The organism is Mycobacterium helveticum (assembly GCF_007714205.1).
GTDB classification, from domain to species: Bacteria; Actinomycetota; Actinomycetes; order Mycobacteriales; family Mycobacteriaceae; genus Mycobacterium; species Mycobacterium helveticum.
On the sequence record NZ_VMQU01000047.1, the window covers coordinates 1 to 16,210 of the forward strand.

At 67.0% G+C, this 16,210-nt stretch carries 19 protein-coding genes; 13 read left to right on the plus strand and 6 right to left on the minus strand.

Annotation, left to right across the window (positions count from 1 at the left end):
* Positions 1-106: 106 nt before the first annotated feature.
* On the minus strand, positions 107-400 hold the full coding sequence (locus FPZ47_RS12910) for an Mtp family mycobacterial-type pilin (RefSeq protein WP_144948086.1): 294 nt from the start codon (positions 398-400) through the stop codon (positions 107-109).
* Between the two features lie 62 nt (positions 401-462).
* On the minus strand, positions 463-1,017 hold the full coding sequence (locus FPZ47_RS12915) for a TetR/AcrR family transcriptional regulator (RefSeq protein ID WP_425461739.1): 555 nt from the start codon (positions 1,015-1,017) through the stop codon (positions 463-465).
* Between the two features lie 231 nt (positions 1,018-1,248).
* Here FPZ47_RS12915 and FPZ47_RS12920 point away from each other — a divergent pair, with 231 nt between their 5' ends.
* Genes FPZ47_RS12920 through FPZ47_RS12935 form a run of 4 tightly spaced genes read left to right on the plus strand, consistent with a single transcriptional unit; the run spans position 1,249 to position 3,607 of the window.
* Complete coding sequence (locus FPZ47_RS12920; RefSeq protein ID WP_246133269.1) at positions 1,249-1,935, plus strand: hypothetical protein; 687 nt, start codon at positions 1,249-1,251, stop codon at positions 1,933-1,935.
* Positions 1,932-2,744 carry a hypothetical protein gene (locus FPZ47_RS12925; protein ID WP_144948095.1) on the plus strand — a complete coding sequence of 271 codons (813 nt, stop codon included), beginning with the start codon at positions 1,932-1,934 and terminating at the stop codon, positions 2,742-2,744. The genes FPZ47_RS12920 and FPZ47_RS12925 overlap by 4 nt, the downstream gene beginning before the upstream one ends.
* Positions 2,744-3,322 (plus strand): cytochrome c oxidase subunit 3 family protein, encoded by a 579-nt coding sequence (locus FPZ47_RS12930; protein ID WP_144948098.1) that lies wholly within the window; start codon positions 2,744-2,746, stop codon positions 3,320-3,322. Before FPZ47_RS12925 ends, FPZ47_RS12930 begins: the two co-directional genes overlap by 1 nt.
* A gap of 3 nt (positions 3,323-3,325) precedes the next feature.
* The gene (locus tag FPZ47_RS12935; protein ID WP_144948101.1) at positions 3,326-3,607 is read left to right on the plus strand and encodes a cytochrome C oxidase subunit IV family protein; all 282 of its coding nucleotides are present in this window, start codon (positions 3,326-3,328) and stop codon (positions 3,605-3,607) included.
* A 1-nt stretch (position 3,608) separates the two neighbouring features.
* Here FPZ47_RS12935 and FPZ47_RS12940 read toward each other — a convergent pair whose 3' ends face one another.
* A complete protein-coding gene (locus tag FPZ47_RS12940) occupies positions 3,609-4,895 on the minus strand; it encodes a cytochrome P450 (protein WP_144948103.1) in 1,287 nt (428 codons plus the stop codon).
* A 196-nt stretch (positions 4,896-5,091) separates the two neighbouring features.
* On the opposite strand from FPZ47_RS12940, the gene FPZ47_RS12945 reads away from it, so the two are divergent.
* On the plus strand, positions 5,092-5,802 hold the full coding sequence (locus FPZ47_RS12945; protein ID WP_144948106.1) for a TetR/AcrR family transcriptional regulator: 711 nt from the start codon (positions 5,092-5,094) through the stop codon (positions 5,800-5,802).
* Here FPZ47_RS12945 and FPZ47_RS12950 read toward each other — a convergent pair.
* Both FPZ47_RS12950 and FPZ47_RS12955 read right to left on the minus strand, forming a co-directional pair.
* On the minus strand, positions 5,718-6,164 hold the full coding sequence (locus tag FPZ47_RS12950) for a hypothetical protein (protein WP_246133265.1): 447 nt from the start codon (positions 6,162-6,164) through the stop codon (positions 5,718-5,720). The genes FPZ47_RS12945 and FPZ47_RS12950 overlap by 85 nt on opposite strands.
* Positions 6,161-6,916 (minus strand): enoyl-CoA hydratase/isomerase family protein, encoded by a 756-nt coding sequence (locus FPZ47_RS12955; RefSeq protein WP_144948109.1) that lies wholly within the window; start codon positions 6,914-6,916, stop codon positions 6,161-6,163. Before FPZ47_RS12955 ends, FPZ47_RS12950 begins: the two co-directional genes overlap by 4 nt.
* Before the next feature lie 108 nt (positions 6,917-7,024).
* Here FPZ47_RS12955 and FPZ47_RS12960 point away from each other — a divergent pair, with 108 nt between their 5' ends.
* The 6 genes from FPZ47_RS12960 (at position 7,025) to FPZ47_RS12985 (ending at position 12,764) form a co-directional block, all read left to right on the plus strand.
* Positions 7,025-7,447, plus strand: a complete 423-nt coding sequence (locus FPZ47_RS12960; protein WP_144948112.1) for a lipoprotein LpqH — start codon at positions 7,025-7,027, stop codon at positions 7,445-7,447.
* 99 nt (positions 7,448-7,546) lie between these two features.
* Positions 7,547-8,737, plus strand: coding sequence for an amidohydrolase family protein (locus FPZ47_RS12965; RefSeq protein ID WP_144948115.1), 1,191 nt, complete (start codon positions 7,547-7,549; stop codon positions 8,735-8,737).
* A gap of 12 nt (positions 8,738-8,749) precedes the next feature.
* Positions 8,750-10,198, plus strand: a complete 1,449-nt coding sequence (locus tag FPZ47_RS12970) for a FadD3 family acyl-CoA ligase (protein ID WP_144948117.1) — start codon at positions 8,750-8,752, stop codon at positions 10,196-10,198.
* Between the two features lie 368 nt (positions 10,199-10,566).
* On the plus strand, positions 10,567-11,478 hold the full coding sequence (locus FPZ47_RS12975; RefSeq protein WP_246133266.1) for a hypothetical protein: 912 nt from the start codon (positions 10,567-10,569) through the stop codon (positions 11,476-11,478).
* A complete protein-coding gene (locus FPZ47_RS12980) occupies positions 11,475-12,119 on the plus strand; it encodes a twin-arginine translocation pathway signal (protein WP_144948124.1) in 645 nt (214 codons plus the stop codon). Before FPZ47_RS12975 ends, FPZ47_RS12980 begins: the two co-directional genes overlap by 4 nt.
* A gap of 9 nt (positions 12,120-12,128) precedes the next feature.
* A complete protein-coding gene (locus FPZ47_RS12985) occupies positions 12,129-12,764 on the plus strand; it encodes a fatty-acid--CoA ligase (RefSeq protein ID WP_144948127.1) in 636 nt (211 codons plus the stop codon).
* Between the two features lie 88 nt (positions 12,765-12,852).
* Here the strand turns inward: FPZ47_RS12985 and FPZ47_RS12990 are convergent, their stop codons facing one another.
* On the minus strand, positions 12,853-14,532 hold the full coding sequence (locus FPZ47_RS12990) for an alpha-keto acid decarboxylase family protein (protein WP_144948130.1): 1,680 nt from the start codon (positions 14,530-14,532) through the stop codon (positions 12,853-12,855).
* Between the two features lie 65 nt (positions 14,533-14,597).
* Between FPZ47_RS12990 and FPZ47_RS12995 the strand changes: the two genes are divergently transcribed.
* Positions 14,598-15,041: an SRPBCC family protein gene (locus FPZ47_RS12995; protein ID WP_144948133.1), complete on the plus strand. Its 444-nt coding sequence runs from the start codon at positions 14,598-14,600 to the stop codon at positions 15,039-15,041.
* A 17-nt stretch (positions 15,042-15,058) separates the two neighbouring features.
* Positions 15,059-16,162, plus strand: coding sequence for a CaiB/BaiF CoA transferase family protein (locus FPZ47_RS13000; protein ID WP_144948135.1), 1,104 nt, complete (start codon positions 15,059-15,061; stop codon positions 16,160-16,162).
* The last annotated feature ends 48 nt before the right edge of the window (positions 16,163-16,210 follow it).

The following is a 16,210-nucleotide window of genomic DNA, read 5'->3' on the forward strand; positions in this document are numbered from 1 at the left end:
GCCACCACGCCAGACACCCAGATCACGCCCTCAAATTGGTCCTGACCTCGTGAGACGTGACTTTTCCGGGACCCTGGCCGCGGGGGCCGCGATTCGCCACCCGAATTCAGGGCCGGGTGTTGGGAATCTCCGGCCAGTCCTGGAACGGGCTGGGTCCCCAGTAATCGAAGGTATGAATCGTGCCGTCCAGGTCACGATGGTGCGCGTCGTGGCAGGTGGTGGGCTCCCAGTTGGGGCCCCAGGCCGGATCAAACGGCTGGGGCGGACACCAGTAATACCCCACGAACGGCCAGGGGGGCCAGGGCGCATCGTCGGCGCGGGCGCTGGCCATGGAGCCGGTGCCCGCCCAGCCGGTAGTCACCATGACCGCTGCGGCGGTCAAACGCGCGACTGTGTTCATGGGGAAACCGTACCCGAGCAAGCGTCGAAGTGGGCCAAGAAGATTGCCGAGAAACAGCGGGGTCAGCGGTGCAGGCCGAGCAGGCGCCGGCTCAGGTCGGTGAGCCGGTCAAGCAGCGTGTCGTCGTCGATATCCGCCACCAGCGGGTGCATGACGGTGGCGCTGATCGCACCCGAGAACATGGCGGCCTCGATCCGCCCGTCCAGGCCGGCGTCGCTCAGCAGCACTCGATACAAACGGTCCATGAAGCGTTGGAACGGTTTGTGTTCGGCCAGCAGCCGGACGACGACGGGATCGAACTGCAGCGTGCGCACCAGCCGCCGGTCGCGAACGGCCATTTCCACCACGCGAACCAGCAGGGCCTCGCGCGCTTGCGGACCGTTGCCGTGCGCCTCGGCTTCGTCGAGCGCCGGCAGCAGCCGACCGAGTTCGCGCTCGGTGACCGCGAGCACGATCTGCTCTTTGGTCCGGAATTGATGGTAGACAGCGGCTTTGGTGATCCCGACCGAGTCGGCGATCATCTGCAGCGACGTGCCGCTGACGCCGTGCCGGGCGAACAGATCGAGCGCGGCATCGAGAACACGCGTCCGGGCGGCGCTGTGCCGGACGACCTTCATTTGCCCGTCGGCGACGGGCGGCCGTGCTGCGTTCACACAACGAGCCTAGACGGCGGTATTGACCGAAGCTAGCCGATCGGCTAGCTTCGCGGACTAGCGTAGCCATGCCGCCGCAGCGAAGGAGCCGCGAGGTCCGACATCGTCGAGAGCGAGGTGGCAGCGTCCCGGCGTGCGTCCCGGCGAACCGATGGTGAGCTCATCCTGTTGTGGACGTTACCCGCGGCCGTGATCATGTGGATCGCTTGTTTTTTCCTGTTTCCGGGGTTCAATCCGCCGATGTCGCCCAGCATGTCGGCCGATCAGGTCGCGGCGTTCTACCGCGATCCGGCCCATCTCCCGGAGATCCGGTACAGCATGATCGTGTTCAACTGGTTCGGGGTCTGCCTCATCCCGATCCTGGCCCTGATCGTGCTGCAGATCCGCAGGATGGCACACCGGACGCCGGTCTTCTCCTACGCGATGCTGGGTTGCGCCGCGGGCGGTCCGACCCTGTTCCTGGTCGCGAACGCCTGCTGGCTGCTGGCCGCCTTCCGGCCCGAGCGCAGTCCCGAACTCACACAGATGTTCAACGACCTGGCCTGGATCACCTTCACCATTCTCGTCCCGTTTCTGATAGGGCAGAGCGTGATCCTGGCGCTGGCAATTTATTTCGACGATCAGCCGCGGCCGGTATTCAACCGTTGGGTGGCCCGCTTCAACCTTCTCGTCGCCGCCGCGCTGGCTCCCGCGGCGTTCGTCGGACTGTCACTGTCCGGCCCGCTGGCGTGGGACGGTGTGCTGGCGTTCTGGCTGAAGAACATTGCCATCGCCGTCTGGATCGCCGTCTGGATCGTCGTCATGGGCGGTGTCCTGGCCCGGGCCGTTTTCCGCGAGCGCGCCCAATACCGCCGGCGCGAGCAAGGATGGGGGCGCGCGTGAGCGCGGTGCTCACGCCGGCCGCCGCTGCGGCCGCGCCGCCCCCGGGACCGCTGCATCGGCGCATCGCCTGGCACTGTCGGCGCGACCCCAAGCGCGAGCTGTGGCTGGCCTGGGGGGTGCTCGTCGTCTTCTACAACTTCTTCTTCGTGATGTTCTTCGTGGTGACACGGGTGCAGCCCCCACCCCAGCCCGCCTGGGATCTCGCGACGCAGGTGCACTGGTTCCACGAACGCCACCTCGGGATCCCCGTGGGCTTCGGCATCATCTTCGGCATCGGGGGCATGGTCGCCGTGAACAATGCCCTCATCGCGTGCTCGATGCGGCGCATGTCGGTCAGCCCGGCGTTCGCGTATTCGTATCTGCTCATCTACTCGCTCAGCGCAGTTCCCGGCATGCTGCTGCTCTGCATCGCGCTGGTCGTCGGCACGCTGCGCCCCGAGCGAAGCCCCGAAGCCATCGGGTGGCTCTATGACTTCGCCTTCCTGTCATTCGACGGAACCATGGGCGTCTTCCTCATCGGCTCGCTGATCTGGTTGATCGCGATCCTGCTCGACAAGAACCGGGTGTTCCCCAAGTGGTTCGGCTACCTGAACCTGTGCAACGCGCTCACCGAGGTCGTCGTGGCGCCCTGCTGGATCTTCCGGCGCGGCGTGCTGGCATGGAACGGCCAGATCGCCTGGTGGCTGGACGTGGTCGTGTTCGGCGTCTACACCGGCGCATTCATCTTCCTGCTCATGCGCATGATCCAGCGCGAGGACTTCGGCACCGGGCCGCTACCCGACCTGCCGCGGAAAACGGCGGCCGCCTGATGACCGACCTGGCCGACAAGAACACCCGCGCGCGGTTCGTGCCGGGCCAGCCCGACATGTGGGCCTTCGTGTTGTTCGAGACTCTGATCTTCACCGCGTATTTCGGCTTCTACCTGTTCTACCGGGCGCGAAGCCCCGAGGCCTTCGTGCACGCCCAGGCTCAGCTTGATCCACGTGTCGGGGTCTTCAACACCCTTGTTCTGCTGCTGAGCTCCTGGTCGGTGGCGCGGTGTGTTCAGTCGTCGCGGGCCGGCGCCTACCGAAGCGCACTGAGGGACGTCGCCATCACGGCCGCGTGCGCCGCGGTGTTCCTGACGCTCAAGGTGTTCGAGTGGGCCCGGCTGGTCCGCACGGGAAATGGGCTGGACAGCAACGACTTCTTCTCCTACTACTTCTTCCTCACCGGGATCCATTTCATCCACCTGCTGATCGGCTTCGTCGCCCTCGGCGTCATCGTCTACCAACTCCACAGTGCGGCAGGAAGATCCCAGCAGCTCGTCGAGACCTGCGCCACCTACTGGCACACGGTCGACTTCCTGTGGGTGCTCATCTTCGCGCTGCTCTACGCGGTGCGGTGAGCAATGAAGTCGAACAAACGGCTGATGGTGGTGTGGGTGGTCCTGGCTTCGCTGAGCCTGTCCTACCTGTGGATCGACCACACCGCGAACGGGTCACTGCGATCCGGCGCCGTGCTCACCTCGAGCGTCATCGTCATCGCAGTCATCAAGGTGCGCATCATCTTTCGCGAGTTCATGGAAGTCAGGCAGGCGCCGGTCCTGCTGTGCCGCCTGACGGACGCCTGGGTGATGCTGATCGCCGTCAGCCTGTTGGCCTGCTACTTCGCCGGCACGGCGATCCGCTAGTTCATCGCCCTTGATCGTTCGGCGTGAACGTCAGGTGTAGTTCGCTGAGCCCCCGCAGGATGTAGGTCGGCTCGTAGGTGTACTGCCGGCCGCCGGCCGCACCGTGCTTGGCCGCGTCGATCTCGATGCGAGACATCCGGTCCAGGATGCGCTCGAGCGAGACGCGGCCCTCGACTCGGGCCAGCGGTCCACCCGGGCACGAGTGGACGCCGCGGGCGAACGCCATGTGCTCGCGGACGTTCCTGCGGCGCAAGTCGAACGCGTGCGGGTTCTCGAACCGGCGCGGGTCGCGGTTGGCCGCACCCGGCAGCAGCATCACCACGGTGCCGGCGGCGATGTCGACGCCACCGATCCTGGTCGCCCGGCGGGCCAGCCGGCAGTCGCTCTTGACCGGGCTCTCCATGCGCAGCGATTCCTCGATGAACCCGGGAATCAGGCTGCGATCCTCACGCAGCTGCTGCTGGATGTCCGGCCGGTCGCCGAGCACCTGCAGCGCCGCGGACAGCAGCTTGGCGGTGGTTTCCTGCCCGGCGGCAAAAAGGAACGTGGCCGAGCGGACCACCTCGATCACCGGGGGCGTCGATCCGTCCGGATACTTCGCCGTCGCGAGCGAGGTGAGCACGTCGTTGCGCGGATCGCGACGGCGCTCCTCGATGTAGGAGCAGAACTTCTCGTCGAGCCACTCCAGCGGGTTGACGCCGACCGACTCGTGGTCCAGGGCGCCCACCCGCGCCTCGGGCCGGTCCGCGCCCAACACGACGCGGAACTCCTTGTGGTCCTCCTCCGGAACGCCCAGCAGGTCGGCGATCACCAACGTGGCGAAGGGCTTTGAGTACTCCGCGATGAATTCGCAGTGGCCGTTGACCAGGAACTCGTCGAGCTGACGGTCGGCGAGACGCCACATGAACTCCTCGTTCTGCTTCAGCCGGCTCGGGGTCAGCAGCTTGCTCAGCAGCGATCGGGCCTTGGTGTGGTCCGGCGGATCCATGGTGACCATGTGCTCGTTCATCGGGAAGTAACTGCGGTGCGCGTCGATCTGCGCGCTGATGTCGTCGCTCTCGGGCGCAAACGGCAGCGGGGGGAACGGCCCGCCGAGCGCGACGATGTTGGAGAACGTCTCGGGATCCTTGTAGACCTCGGTGGCTTCGTCATACCCGGTGACGGCGACGACCCCGTGGTGCGGCAGGCGCAGCACCGGATTCTGGCCGCGCAGGTAGTCGAAATACGGGTGCGGGTCGGGCACCAGGGCCGGATCGGTGAAGAAGTCGATCGTGTCGAAGTTGCTCATGTCGTGCATGCCTCCAAAGCCGCCGTTGGCCTTATGACTGTTCGGCGGCGAGACTCCGCGCCGCCCCGGTCCGATGTCCACGAAGTGCTGAGCACTTGCTTAGCATGGCGGTAATGTCGGGGTCAAGATCACCGCGGCGTGCCACGATACGATCCGTGGGGTTGGCAAGGGAGCGCGAAGAGTACGGAGCAGGGGCATGACGACTTCTTCCGCGCCCCGCAGGATCGGGGCGCCGGACGCGAAGAATCGCGGGCTGCTGCTCGACGCGGCCGAACAGCTGATGATCGAAGAGGGCTACGCGGCGGTGACGTCGCGCCGTCTGGCGAACAAGGCGGGACTGAAACCGCAACTGGTGCACTACTACTTCCGCACCATGGAGGAGTTGTTCCTGGAAGTCTTCCGCCGCCGCGCCGACGAAGGCCTTCAGGTCCAGGCGCGGCTGCTGCAGTCGCCCCAGCCCTTGTGGGCGCTGTGGAGATTCGGCACCGATCCCGGGTTCACGCGTATTTCCATGGAGTTCATGGCGCTGGCGAATCACCGCAAGGAGATGCGAGCCGAAATCGCCCATTACGCCGCACGCTTCCGCCAGGAGCAAAGCCAAGCCGTCACGGCCGCGCTGCAGCGCTACGGGGAAGACGGCGGCGACGTGCCGCCGGTGGTCTGGACGGTGCTCATGACCAGCCTGTCGCGGTTTCTGGTGCTCGAGCAGGCGATCGGCATGTCCGGCGGTCACGCCGAAACCATCACGTTGGTGGAAAGCTATCTGCGCCGCCTGGAAGGGGAGCCGCAGCCCCTCGCGGGCACGCCGTCGGCGTGGGTGGTTCACCAGGTGCGCAACGAGCAGAGCGCGCCTTTGGGGCCGATGTTGGACACCACGACCTTGCCGTCGACTGACAGGTTGCACTGAACGCCGCCGTCGACCGGCGATGCCCGACCGGTGGTGGCCGTGACCATCGCCCACTGATCGGGGTTCAACAGGTTCACCGGCTGCACCCAGGGCTTGTCGGGGGCGATGTCCGCCCGCACCTGCGGGGTGAATTGGTAATTGTTGTGGCTGTAGTCGGAGAAGACCGCGGGGTCCTGGTCTTGGTAGAAGATGTCAACGTGGGCCGGGTTTTTGGTCGAGACGACGTAGACGACCTGATGCCAGACGGGGTCGGCATGTGCGGGCGCGGTGCTTGTCAACGGGCCCGCCAGCCCCGATACACAAGCAAGGGACATCGCTGACATCGCGGCACCCGAGGCGAGCAGCCTCTTCAGTGTGTTCATGACGCTCCTCCAGCTGCCGGGCGCGAGCCGGCGGTGCGGTTCATCACCCGCTCTGCGGCCCGCCAGTGGGCGTCGGCAACCCACAGCCGTGCAAAGGATGCTATCGCCTCATCCGGCGAAACTCCCCTGATTACGCGTTTTATCTCGCCAGCGGGACGCCGCGCCAGCGACCTGGCGATCGATCGCCACCCCTCGTCGAACGATGCCCGGGGGATGACCCTGTCCACCAGGCCGATGCGCTCGGCCTCGACGGCCTCCAGGGCGGTCCCGGTGCCCGCCAACAAGAGTGCTCTGCCCTTGCCGACGATCGCAGCCAATCGCTCGGCGCCGCCCCAGGCCGGCATGATCTCGAGCTGGACCTGATTGAAGGCGATCTTGATGTCGTCGGCGGCGATCCGGATGTCGGCGGCGACAGCGACCTCGGCGCCACCACCGAGGGCGTGGCCGTTCAGCGCGGCGACCACCGGAGCCGGAAAGTTCGCCAACTGATCGCAGATCGACCGCATCCGTTTGGCCATCGCCGCGGCGTCCTCCTCGGTCCGCAGCGCGCTGAGCTCCTTGAGGTCGCCGCCCGAGACGAAGGCCCGGTCGCCGGCCCCCCTGACGACCAGGGTCCGGGCGCCCGCCGCCGCACCGAGTGCCTTCTCCAATTGACCCATGGTGTCGAGCGAGATGGCATTACGGGCGTGCGGACGGTCGATGGTCAGCACCGCGAGTCCTTCGGACTCCTGGTCGAACTCCAGGTCCACCATGCGTCGTCACTCCTCGCGCGGAAATGCCGATATTGGCATTCTCCCTGCGGGAGAATAACATCACCGCAGCAGGCCCCGAGCTTGCGTGCAAAAGACGGAGGTGGCCCCATGCACATGCGCATCGCCGCGCTGATCGCGATGGCGCCCGCCGTCGCCGGCCTCGGCGCCTGCAGTCCCAAGCCGCAACCCCAGCTCTCCAGCACGGCGTCCGTGGCCGTCAATGGCAACGACGCAAAGATCAATGTGGTCAAGTGCACTCAGCAGGAGTGGTACCGGACGATCGACATCGGCGGCGACTTCGCGGGGGCGAAGGTCGTCATCGACGGTCGCGGCGAGCCACTGACCGCCGAGTCGGTCCGGATCCAGAATCTGGGTGGCTTCACGGGCATGTACTCCAAACACGACGGCGGCGAGGCCGACATGAGCTTCAGCGGCGACAAATTCACGATCACCGGGACCGCCAACGGCTACAAGTCCGAGGAGCCGACCGAGCCGGCTACCGCGACGTTCAAGATCATCGCCACGTGCTGACCGAACCCCATTGAGCGACGAGCGCGCCCGGCGGCGGGGGACATTGCGACGAGGGCCATCGAGAGAATAGTATTCTCACAAAACGCGAAGGAGGATCTCATGGGCCAGTTGTCGCATCGGGAAGACGTTCCGTTTCCGATCTTTGATGCGGATAACCATCTCTACGAACCGCCGGAGGCGCTGACCAAGTTCCTGCCCAAGGAGTACCAGGACTACGTCCAGTACGTGCAGATCAACGGGCGCACCAAGATCGCGCTGCGTGGCGTGATCAGCAACTACATTCCCAACCCGACCTTCGAGGTCGTCGCCCGGCCGGGCGCGTGGGAGGAGTACTTCAAGTACGGCAACCCCGAAGGCAAGACCAAGCGCGAGCTGTTCGGTGAGCCGATGCGCGCGATCCCGGCGTTCTTCGAGCCCGGCCCGCGCCTGGAGAAGATGAACGAACTGGGCCTGGACCGCACCCTGATGTTCCCGACGCTGGCCAGCCTGATCGAGGAGCGGCTGCGCGACGACCCGGTCGCCATCCACGTCCTGATCCACGCGCTGAACCAGTGGCTCGACGAGGTTTGGGGCTTCAACTACCAGAACCGGATCTTCACCACCCCGGTCATCACCCTGCCGATCGTCGAGAAGGCGATCGAGGAGCTGGAGTGGGTGGTCAGGCGTGGGGCCCGCTGCATCCTGGTCCGCCCGGCTCCCGTCCCCGGCTTCCGTGGCCCCCGGTCCTTCGCGCTGCCCGAGTTCGACCCGTTCTGGGAGCGGGTCGTCGAGCACGACGTGCTGGTCGGCATGCACTCGTCCGACAGCGGCTACTCCCGGTACACCTCCGAATGGGACGGTGCCGACCAGGAGATGCTGCCGTTCCAGACCAATGCGATGGGCATCCTCAACGAGTGGCGGCCGATCCAGGACTCGGTGGGGTCGTGGGTGATCCACGGCGCGCTCTACCGCCATCCCAAGCTTAAGGTCGCGATCGTCGAGGCCGGTTCGAAGTGGATGACACCGTTGCTCGACGGCCTGGCCGAGGTCTTCCGCAAGGCGCCGGAAGCGTTCCCGAGCGACCCCGTCGAGATGGTCAAGAACCGGATCCACGTCAGCCCGTTCTTCGAGGACGGCATCGACGATCTGGTCGACCTCGTCGGTGTCGATCAGGTGCTGTACGGCTCGGACTGGCCGCACCCGGAGGGGCTGGCGGAGCCGACCTACTACGTCAACGCGCTGTCGCACCTGTCCGTCGAGGACCAGGCAAAGATCATGGGCGGCAACCTCGGCCGGCTCGTCACGGTGTGACGCCCGAGCGAGATGACGCCTGCCCCGCCATGGGACACCATCCCCGAGATGGTCTTGAGCGCGGCGGACCGCTTCGGCGACGCGGAAGCGGTCGTCGACGGTCCGCTGCGCTTGACATTCACCGAAGTCATTGAGCGGATACGTTGCGCCGCGGGCGCTTTCGCGGACCTCGGAATCGGCAAGGGCGAACCGGTGGCCATCTGGGCACCCAACTGCGCGGAGTGGATCATCGCGGCATTCGGTCTGCTCACCGCCGGCGGGGTGCTGGTACCGGTCAACACCCGGTTCAGGACCCGGGAAGCGGGCGACATCATCGCCCGCAGCGCAGCCAAGGCGGTCCTGGTGCAGAAGGGATTCCTGGACCAGGACTACACCGCGCCGCCCGGGATACCGGTCATCGATCTGAAATCCGGTTTCCTTTCCAGCGGTTCGCCGTTCGAGCGGGCGGTGCAGGGCACGGACACCTCCGACATCATCTTCACCTCGGGAACCACCGGCCGCCCGAAGGGCGCGATGATGCACCACCGCCAGACGCTGCGGATGTACGAGGAGTGGGCGACGCTGGCGGATCTGCGCGGGGGCGACCGGTACTTGCAGATCAACCCGTACTTCCACACGTTCGGCTTGAAGGCCGGACTCGTCACGTCCTTCCTGCGCGGCGCGACGATGCTGCCGGTCGCGGTCTTCGACATCGACGTCGTTGTCGATCTCGTTGCCCGCGAACGCATCACGATGCTGCCCGGCCCGCCGACGCTGTACCACTCGCTGTTGACGGTTGCCGACAAGTCCAAGCTGTCGACGTTGCGGGCCGGCGTGACCGGCGCCGCCGACATCCCCGTCGAACTGGTGCGGCGCATCCATGACGAACTGCCGTTCCAGACGCTGATGACCGGTTACGGGCTCACCGAGGCCGGCAACGTCACGTTGTCCCGCCCCGGGGACACCTTCGAGGACGTGGCCACCACCGCCGGTCTGCCGTGCGAGGGGGTCGAGGTGCGCGTCGCCGACGACGGCGAGGTGCTGGTGCGTGGCTACGGCGTCATGCAGGGCTACCTGGATGACCCGGCCGCCACGGCCGAGGCGATCGACGCCGACGGCTGGCTGCACACCGGGGATTTGGGCAACGTCGACGACGCGGGCCGGCTGCGTGTCATCGGGCGCAAGAAGGACATGTACATCGTCGGCGGATTCAACGCATATCCGGCGGAGATCGAGGGATTCCTGATGAACCACCCGGCGGTCGCGCAGGCGGCGGTCATCGGTGTTCCCGACGAGCGGCTCGGACAGGTCGGCAAGGCGTTCGTGGTCTGCAAAGACCGCCAAGACGCCGTCAGCGCCGAAGATCTGATCGACTGGTGCCGCGACCGCATGGCGGGCTTCAAGGTGCCGCGCACGGTCGAGTTCCTCGAGGCGCTGCCCCTCAACGCCACCGGCAAGGTGATCAAAGACCTCCTGCGGTAGGGGGCGTTGTCAATGCCCGATAGGAGAACGACGTTATCGCAGTTGGTCCGTCGCTTTGATGCCGCGCTTGCAGCGGTTCGAACAATGACCGCGACAAGCGGTGGTAACCTGACTCTCCCGGCTGCGACGAGCTTGTCGGGGGGAATATCGACGCATGTGCTCACACGCGGACGCATACGCCGAGTAGGGTTGCCCAACGGCGAGAACGTCTGTGCCGATGTACGGGATGCCGTCCCGTGGCGTCGTCGCGGCCAGGCGGGCAAGCGGTAGAGGAGTTTGGCAGTGAGTCACGAGCATTCTCGTTCTCGGGCTGGTGAGCGGTGAGTGGCGGCGCCCGCCCAGAACCCGCTGACACGAAATTGGCTCCGGTGAACGAGGACGAAGCCCCGACGACTGTCGCCGACATACGGGCGTTGGCCGAACAGGCCGAGGCGGAGGCGGCAGAGGCGGAGGCCCTTGCCGCCGCCGCCCGCGCCCGCGCCCGCGCCATTCAACTGCGCCGCCGGGCGCAGCTGGCCGAAGCTCAAAAGGACGCCGAAGCTCAAAAGGACGAGGCTCCGGCGGACGACGCCGCAGCGGGAGCGGCAACAGACATTGCCGTGGCCGCGGAAGCCACGGACGTCGCGCCGGAGTCGAGCGACGTGCAGACAGGGGAAACGCAAGAGATCGAGGGCGAAGACGATTCCGGCGTGGCCCCCGAGCGCGCAGCGGAGCCCGCATCCGCCACCCTGCTCGCCCCCGCGGCGGCTCCGCCACGAGGCCGGGGCCGACTGTCCGGTCGCCTCCGCCGTCCGAAATGGTCGACGGTGGCCGCAGGCCTGGCCATCATCGTCATTCTCGGCGCGCTGGGGGGGAGCGGCTACATGATCGAGCAGCATCGCGACGCCGTCCGGCAGCATCAGCGTGAGGCCGAGTTCGCCGCCGCGGCGCGCCAGGGCGTCGTGACGCTGACATCGCTGGACTTCAACGACGCCAAGCAAGGGGTGCAACGCATCGTCGACAACTCCACCGGCTCGTTCAAGGACGACTTCGTCAAGATGGCCGACGATTTCACCAAGGTGGTCGAAAAGTCGAAGGTGGTCTCGCAGGGCACCGTTGCGGCCACCGCCGTGGAACGGGACTCGATGACAAACGATTCGGCGGTGGTGCTGGTCGCCTCCACATCGGAGGTCACCAACGCCGCCGGAGCCAAGCAGGATCCCCGTAACTACCGGCTCATCGTGACAGTCGCCCGCGACGGCGGGCAGCTCAAGATTTCGAAAGTCGAGTTCGTGCCGTGACCGCGGAGAAAACATCGGTTGACCAGACAGCCGAAGTCGAAGTGACGGCCGCCGACGTCGCCCCCGCCGAGGACATCGACTCGGCCGGGGACACCGGCGGCAACGACAAGAGCCCCGGCCGGCCGAAGCGGATCGCCGCGCGGGCCGGGAAGTTGTCTTCGGGAAGAATCCTCGCCGCCGTGCTGGCATTGCTGGTGGTCGCTTCGCTGGCCCTGCTCGGCGGACTGTTCTGGTTTCAATACCGCCCGGATCGCGCGACCGACGCGGCCGCCGCAAAGGCCGCGATTTCGGCCGCCAGCGAGGGCACGATCGCCGTCTTGTCCTATTCGCCCGACACCCTCGACCATGACTTCTCCTCGGCGAAGTCACACCTGACCGGCGACTTCCTTTCGTACTACGACCAATTCACCCAGCAGATCGTCGCGCCCGCGGCCAAGCAGAAGTCGGTCAAGACGACCGCGGTGGTGCTTCGCGCCGCCGTGTCTGAGTTGCATCCGGACTCGGCCGTCGTGCTGTTGTTCGTCAACCAGAGCACGCAGAGCAAGGACCGGCCGGAGCCGACGTTCACGAACAGCAGCGTATCGGTCACGTTGACGAAAGCCCATGACAAGTGGCTCATTTCGTCGTTCAACCCGGTGTAGGGCGCTCGGGTGAATAACGGCGATCTGCACTCGATGGTCATTGCTTCGGATTATCGCGTCCCGGATCCGACCCGAGTGTGGCCGCTGCTCGAGCGCAACAAGTCCGCTCTCGCCGACATCGGCGCCCACCACGTCCTGGTCTACACGTCCACGCACGACCACGGCCGCGTCCTGGTGATGATCGGCGTCCACAGCCGCGAGCCCGTCGTGAAGTTGCTCCGGTCCCGCGTTTTCTTCGACTGGTTCGACGCGGCCGGTGTCGCGGACATCCCCGCCGTGTTCGCCGGCGAGATCGTCGACCGGTTTATCGCCGAGCCTTCGGAGGCTCAGTCGACTCCCGGCGCGCCCGGGACCGTGGTGGCCGCGATCGCCTCGGTCCACGATGTGTCCACCCTGACCGAGGGAGTCCGCTCGGCGATGCAGAGGTTCACCGCGGCCGGAATCCGAAAGACGTGGTTGTTCCAGGCATTCGACGACGCACACGAGGTGTTGATTCTGCAGGAGTTCCCCGACGAGGAGGGCGCGCGGACGTGGATGGAGCACCCCGATGCCGCCGCCGAATGGATGTCGGGGGCGGGGGCCGGCGCCTACCCGCCGCCGTTCGTCGGCCGGATCTTCGACACGATGCGCATCGAGGCGGACTGAGCGGATCGCCGGAGTGTTCGTGTGCCTGGGTAACGGAATCACCAGCCATACCGTGGTCGTCGGGCCCGGTGACGGCGGACCGGCTGCGTCACCGGCGGTGAGCGCCGCCCGGTGACATGGGGCCGACGAGTTGGCCGAGCAGGCGCGGGATCTCGAGCCGCGGTATGACCACCTCGACGAACACCATGCGATCCTTGTGCTCCGCGGCCGCGGTGAGCGCGTCGTCGAGCTCGCCATAGGTCTGTGCCCGGAACGCCAGGTGATTGGTCACCCCCAGCGCGCCGGGCAGGTCGGTCCAATTCCAGTTGACGATGTCGTTGTAGGGCGCCGTCTCCCCGTGGATCGCCCGTTCGACGGTGTAGCCGTCATTGTTGACCACGACGATCACGGGAGACAATCCCTCGCGGGAGAAGGTGCCGAGCTCCTGCACGGTGAGTTGCGCGGCCCCGTCGCCGATCAGCAACACCGCCCTGCGGTCCGGATGCGCCACTGCGGCCCCGACCGCAGCGGGCAGCGTGTAACCGATTGAGCCCCATAGCGGTTGACCGATGAAGGTGACTCCGTGCGGCAATCGGTGATCCGCCATGCCGTAGAAGGAGGTCCCCTGATCGGCGAGGACCACGTTTCCCGGGGTGAGCGCCACGCAGAGCCGGTCCCACAGCATCCGCTGGGTGAGCGGTTGATCGCGCGGTGGGGGCGGCGGCAAAGGTTCTGCCGGCGGCGACGCGACAGGAGACGAGCTGATTCCGCGCCGGACCAGTATCGTGGCCAGCGCGTCCAACGCGGCCTGCATCTCGAGCGGCGCGAAGACTTCGCCGGCAACGGTGCTTTGGTACTGGCCGATGTCGATGTTGCGCGCCGGGTCGATGTGCTGGCTGAAGAAGCCGCTGACCATGTCGGTGAACACCACGCCCGCCGTCACCAGCACGGGCGCCTGCTCTATCGCCGTGCGCACCGGTTCCGCGCTGGCCGAACCCGCGTAGATGCCCAGGAAGTTCGGCGAGCTCTCGTCGAGCAGGCTCTTTCCCCACATCAGCGTGGCGTGCGGCACCACGTCGGCCGCCAGCAGCGCCTCGAGTTCTTTGACGGCGTGCAGGCGATGGACCAGCAGGTCGGCGAGCACGGTCAGTCGGTGGCCGGCGATGAGTTCGGTCGCGGCCTCGACGAACATCGCCAAGGCGCGGGGACTGGTGCCGCCGGAGTAGCGGGGCAGCGGGGCGTCGGGCGGTTCGGTGGGGAACCGTGCCACGTCGGTGGACAGCAGGATATACCCCGGCCGCTTCTGCTCGCGCACCTCGGACAGCACCCGGTCGATCTCTCGGCGTGCGGTGGCGGGCATGAGATTGGCTTGGGCGCAGGTGATTTCGCGGCTGATGCGGAAGAAGTGCTCGAAATCGCCGTCGCCGAGCGAATGATGCAGTGCCCGTCGGGTGCCCTGTGCGTCCTTGGAGGGGCCGCCCACGATGTGCACGACGGGCACGTGCTCGGCGTAGCTGCCGGCGACCGCGTTGGCCGCCGAGAGCTCACCGACTCCGAATGTTGTTACCACCGCCGCCATTCCGCGCAACCGCCCATATCCGTCGGCGGCGTACCCGGCGTTGAGCTCGTTGGCGCTGCCCACCCACCGGATGGCCGGGTGAGCGACGATGTGATCCAGGAATGCCAGGTTGTAGTCGCCGGGAACGCCGAAGATCTCGGTGACGCCGAGCTCGGCCAGGCGGTCCAGCAGGTAGTCGCCGACGGTGTACCGGGAATCGGGATCGCTCACAAGGACGACGGTACGCCCGGTCCGAACTATTCCCGACGCGACGTCGCCACGTTATCGTCCCAGCCATGGCAGTCAAGGAGTCCCGCGAGGTCGTCATCGAAGCAAGCCCCGAGGAGATCCTCGACGTCGTCGCCGACGTCGAGGCCATGCCCGAATGGTCGTCCATCCATCAGAGCGCCGAGGTGCTCGACCGCGACACGAACGGTCGACCGCGGCGCGCCCGCATGAAAGTCAAGACGACGGGCGTCACGGACGAGATCGTGCTGGCCTATACGTGGTCCGACGACGGCGTCACCTGGACGCAGGAGAGCGGGAAAGCGTCCCGCAATCAGGAAGGCGGCTACACGCTCACTGCGCAGGGCGACAACACACTGACCAGGTTCAGTCTGGAGCTGGATCCGCTCGTGCCGCTGCCCGGCTTCGTGATGAGACGTGCCATCAAAGGAATCATGGAGCTCAATACGGACGGGCTGCGCAAGCGGGTGCTGGAAGTCAGGAAGGGGCGGTAGTCCCGGTGAAAGCGCCCGTGACGAGCCCGGGCCCCCTGGCCGGGATCAAGGTCATCGAGCTCGGCGGCATCGGACCCGGACCGCACGCCGGGATGATGCTGGCCGACCTGGGCGCGGACGTGGTCCGGGTGCGTCGCCCCGCTGCAGCGGGTCGCCACCACGGGTCGGGACTCGCGATGCCGGCGGAGGACCGGGACCTGCTGCACCGCGGCAAGCGCATCGTCGACCTGGACGTCAAGTCGCAGCCCGGGGCGCTACTGGAGCTGGCCGCCAGGGCCGACGTGCTGCTGGACTGTTTCCGGCCCGGCACCTGCGAGCGGCTCGGGATCGGCCCCGACGACTGCGCGGCGGTCAACCCGCGGCTGATCTTCGCGCGGATCACCGGATGGGGGCAGGATGGGCCGCTGGCCCGGACGGCCGGCCACGACATCAACTATCTGTCGCGCACCGGTGCGCTCTGGGCGCTCGGTTACGCCGACCGCCCCCCGATGCCGCCGCTGAACCTCGTCGCCGACTTCGGCGGCGGTTCGATGCTGGTCCTGGTGGGCATCGTCGCCGCCCTGTACGAGCGGGAACGCTCCGGGTGCGGGCAGGTCGTCGACGCGGCGATGGTCGACGGGGTCAGTCTGCTCGCCCAGGTGATGTGGACGATGAAGTCGACCGGCGCGTTGCGCGACCGGCGCGAGTCGTTCCTGCTCGACGGCGGCGCCCCGTTCTACCGCTGCTATGAGACGTCCGACGGCAAGTACGTGGCCGTCGGGGCGATCGAGCCGCAGTTCTTCGCCGCGCTGCTGGCCGGGCTCGGCCTGTCGCCCGACCAGGTGCCCGGCCAGCGCGACATCGCCTCGTACCCAAAGATGTTCGACATTTTCGCCGAACGGTTCGCCGGGCGGACCCGCGACGAGTGGACGCGGGTCTTCGCCGGCACCGACGCGTGCGTGACGCCGGTCCTGACGTGGGGCGAGGCGGCCGCCGACGACCACCTGCGGGCGCGCTCCACGCTGATCACCGCCCACGGCACCGACCAGGCCGCGCCCGCCCCGCGCTTCTCGCGCACCCCGGCCCCGCCGGTGGGCGCACCGGTGGCCGGCACCACACCGCTGAGCGAAATCGACTGGTAGCGAATCGGTTACGCGAAACCTGCCCCCTCCCGGTGCGGCGTTGCTAGG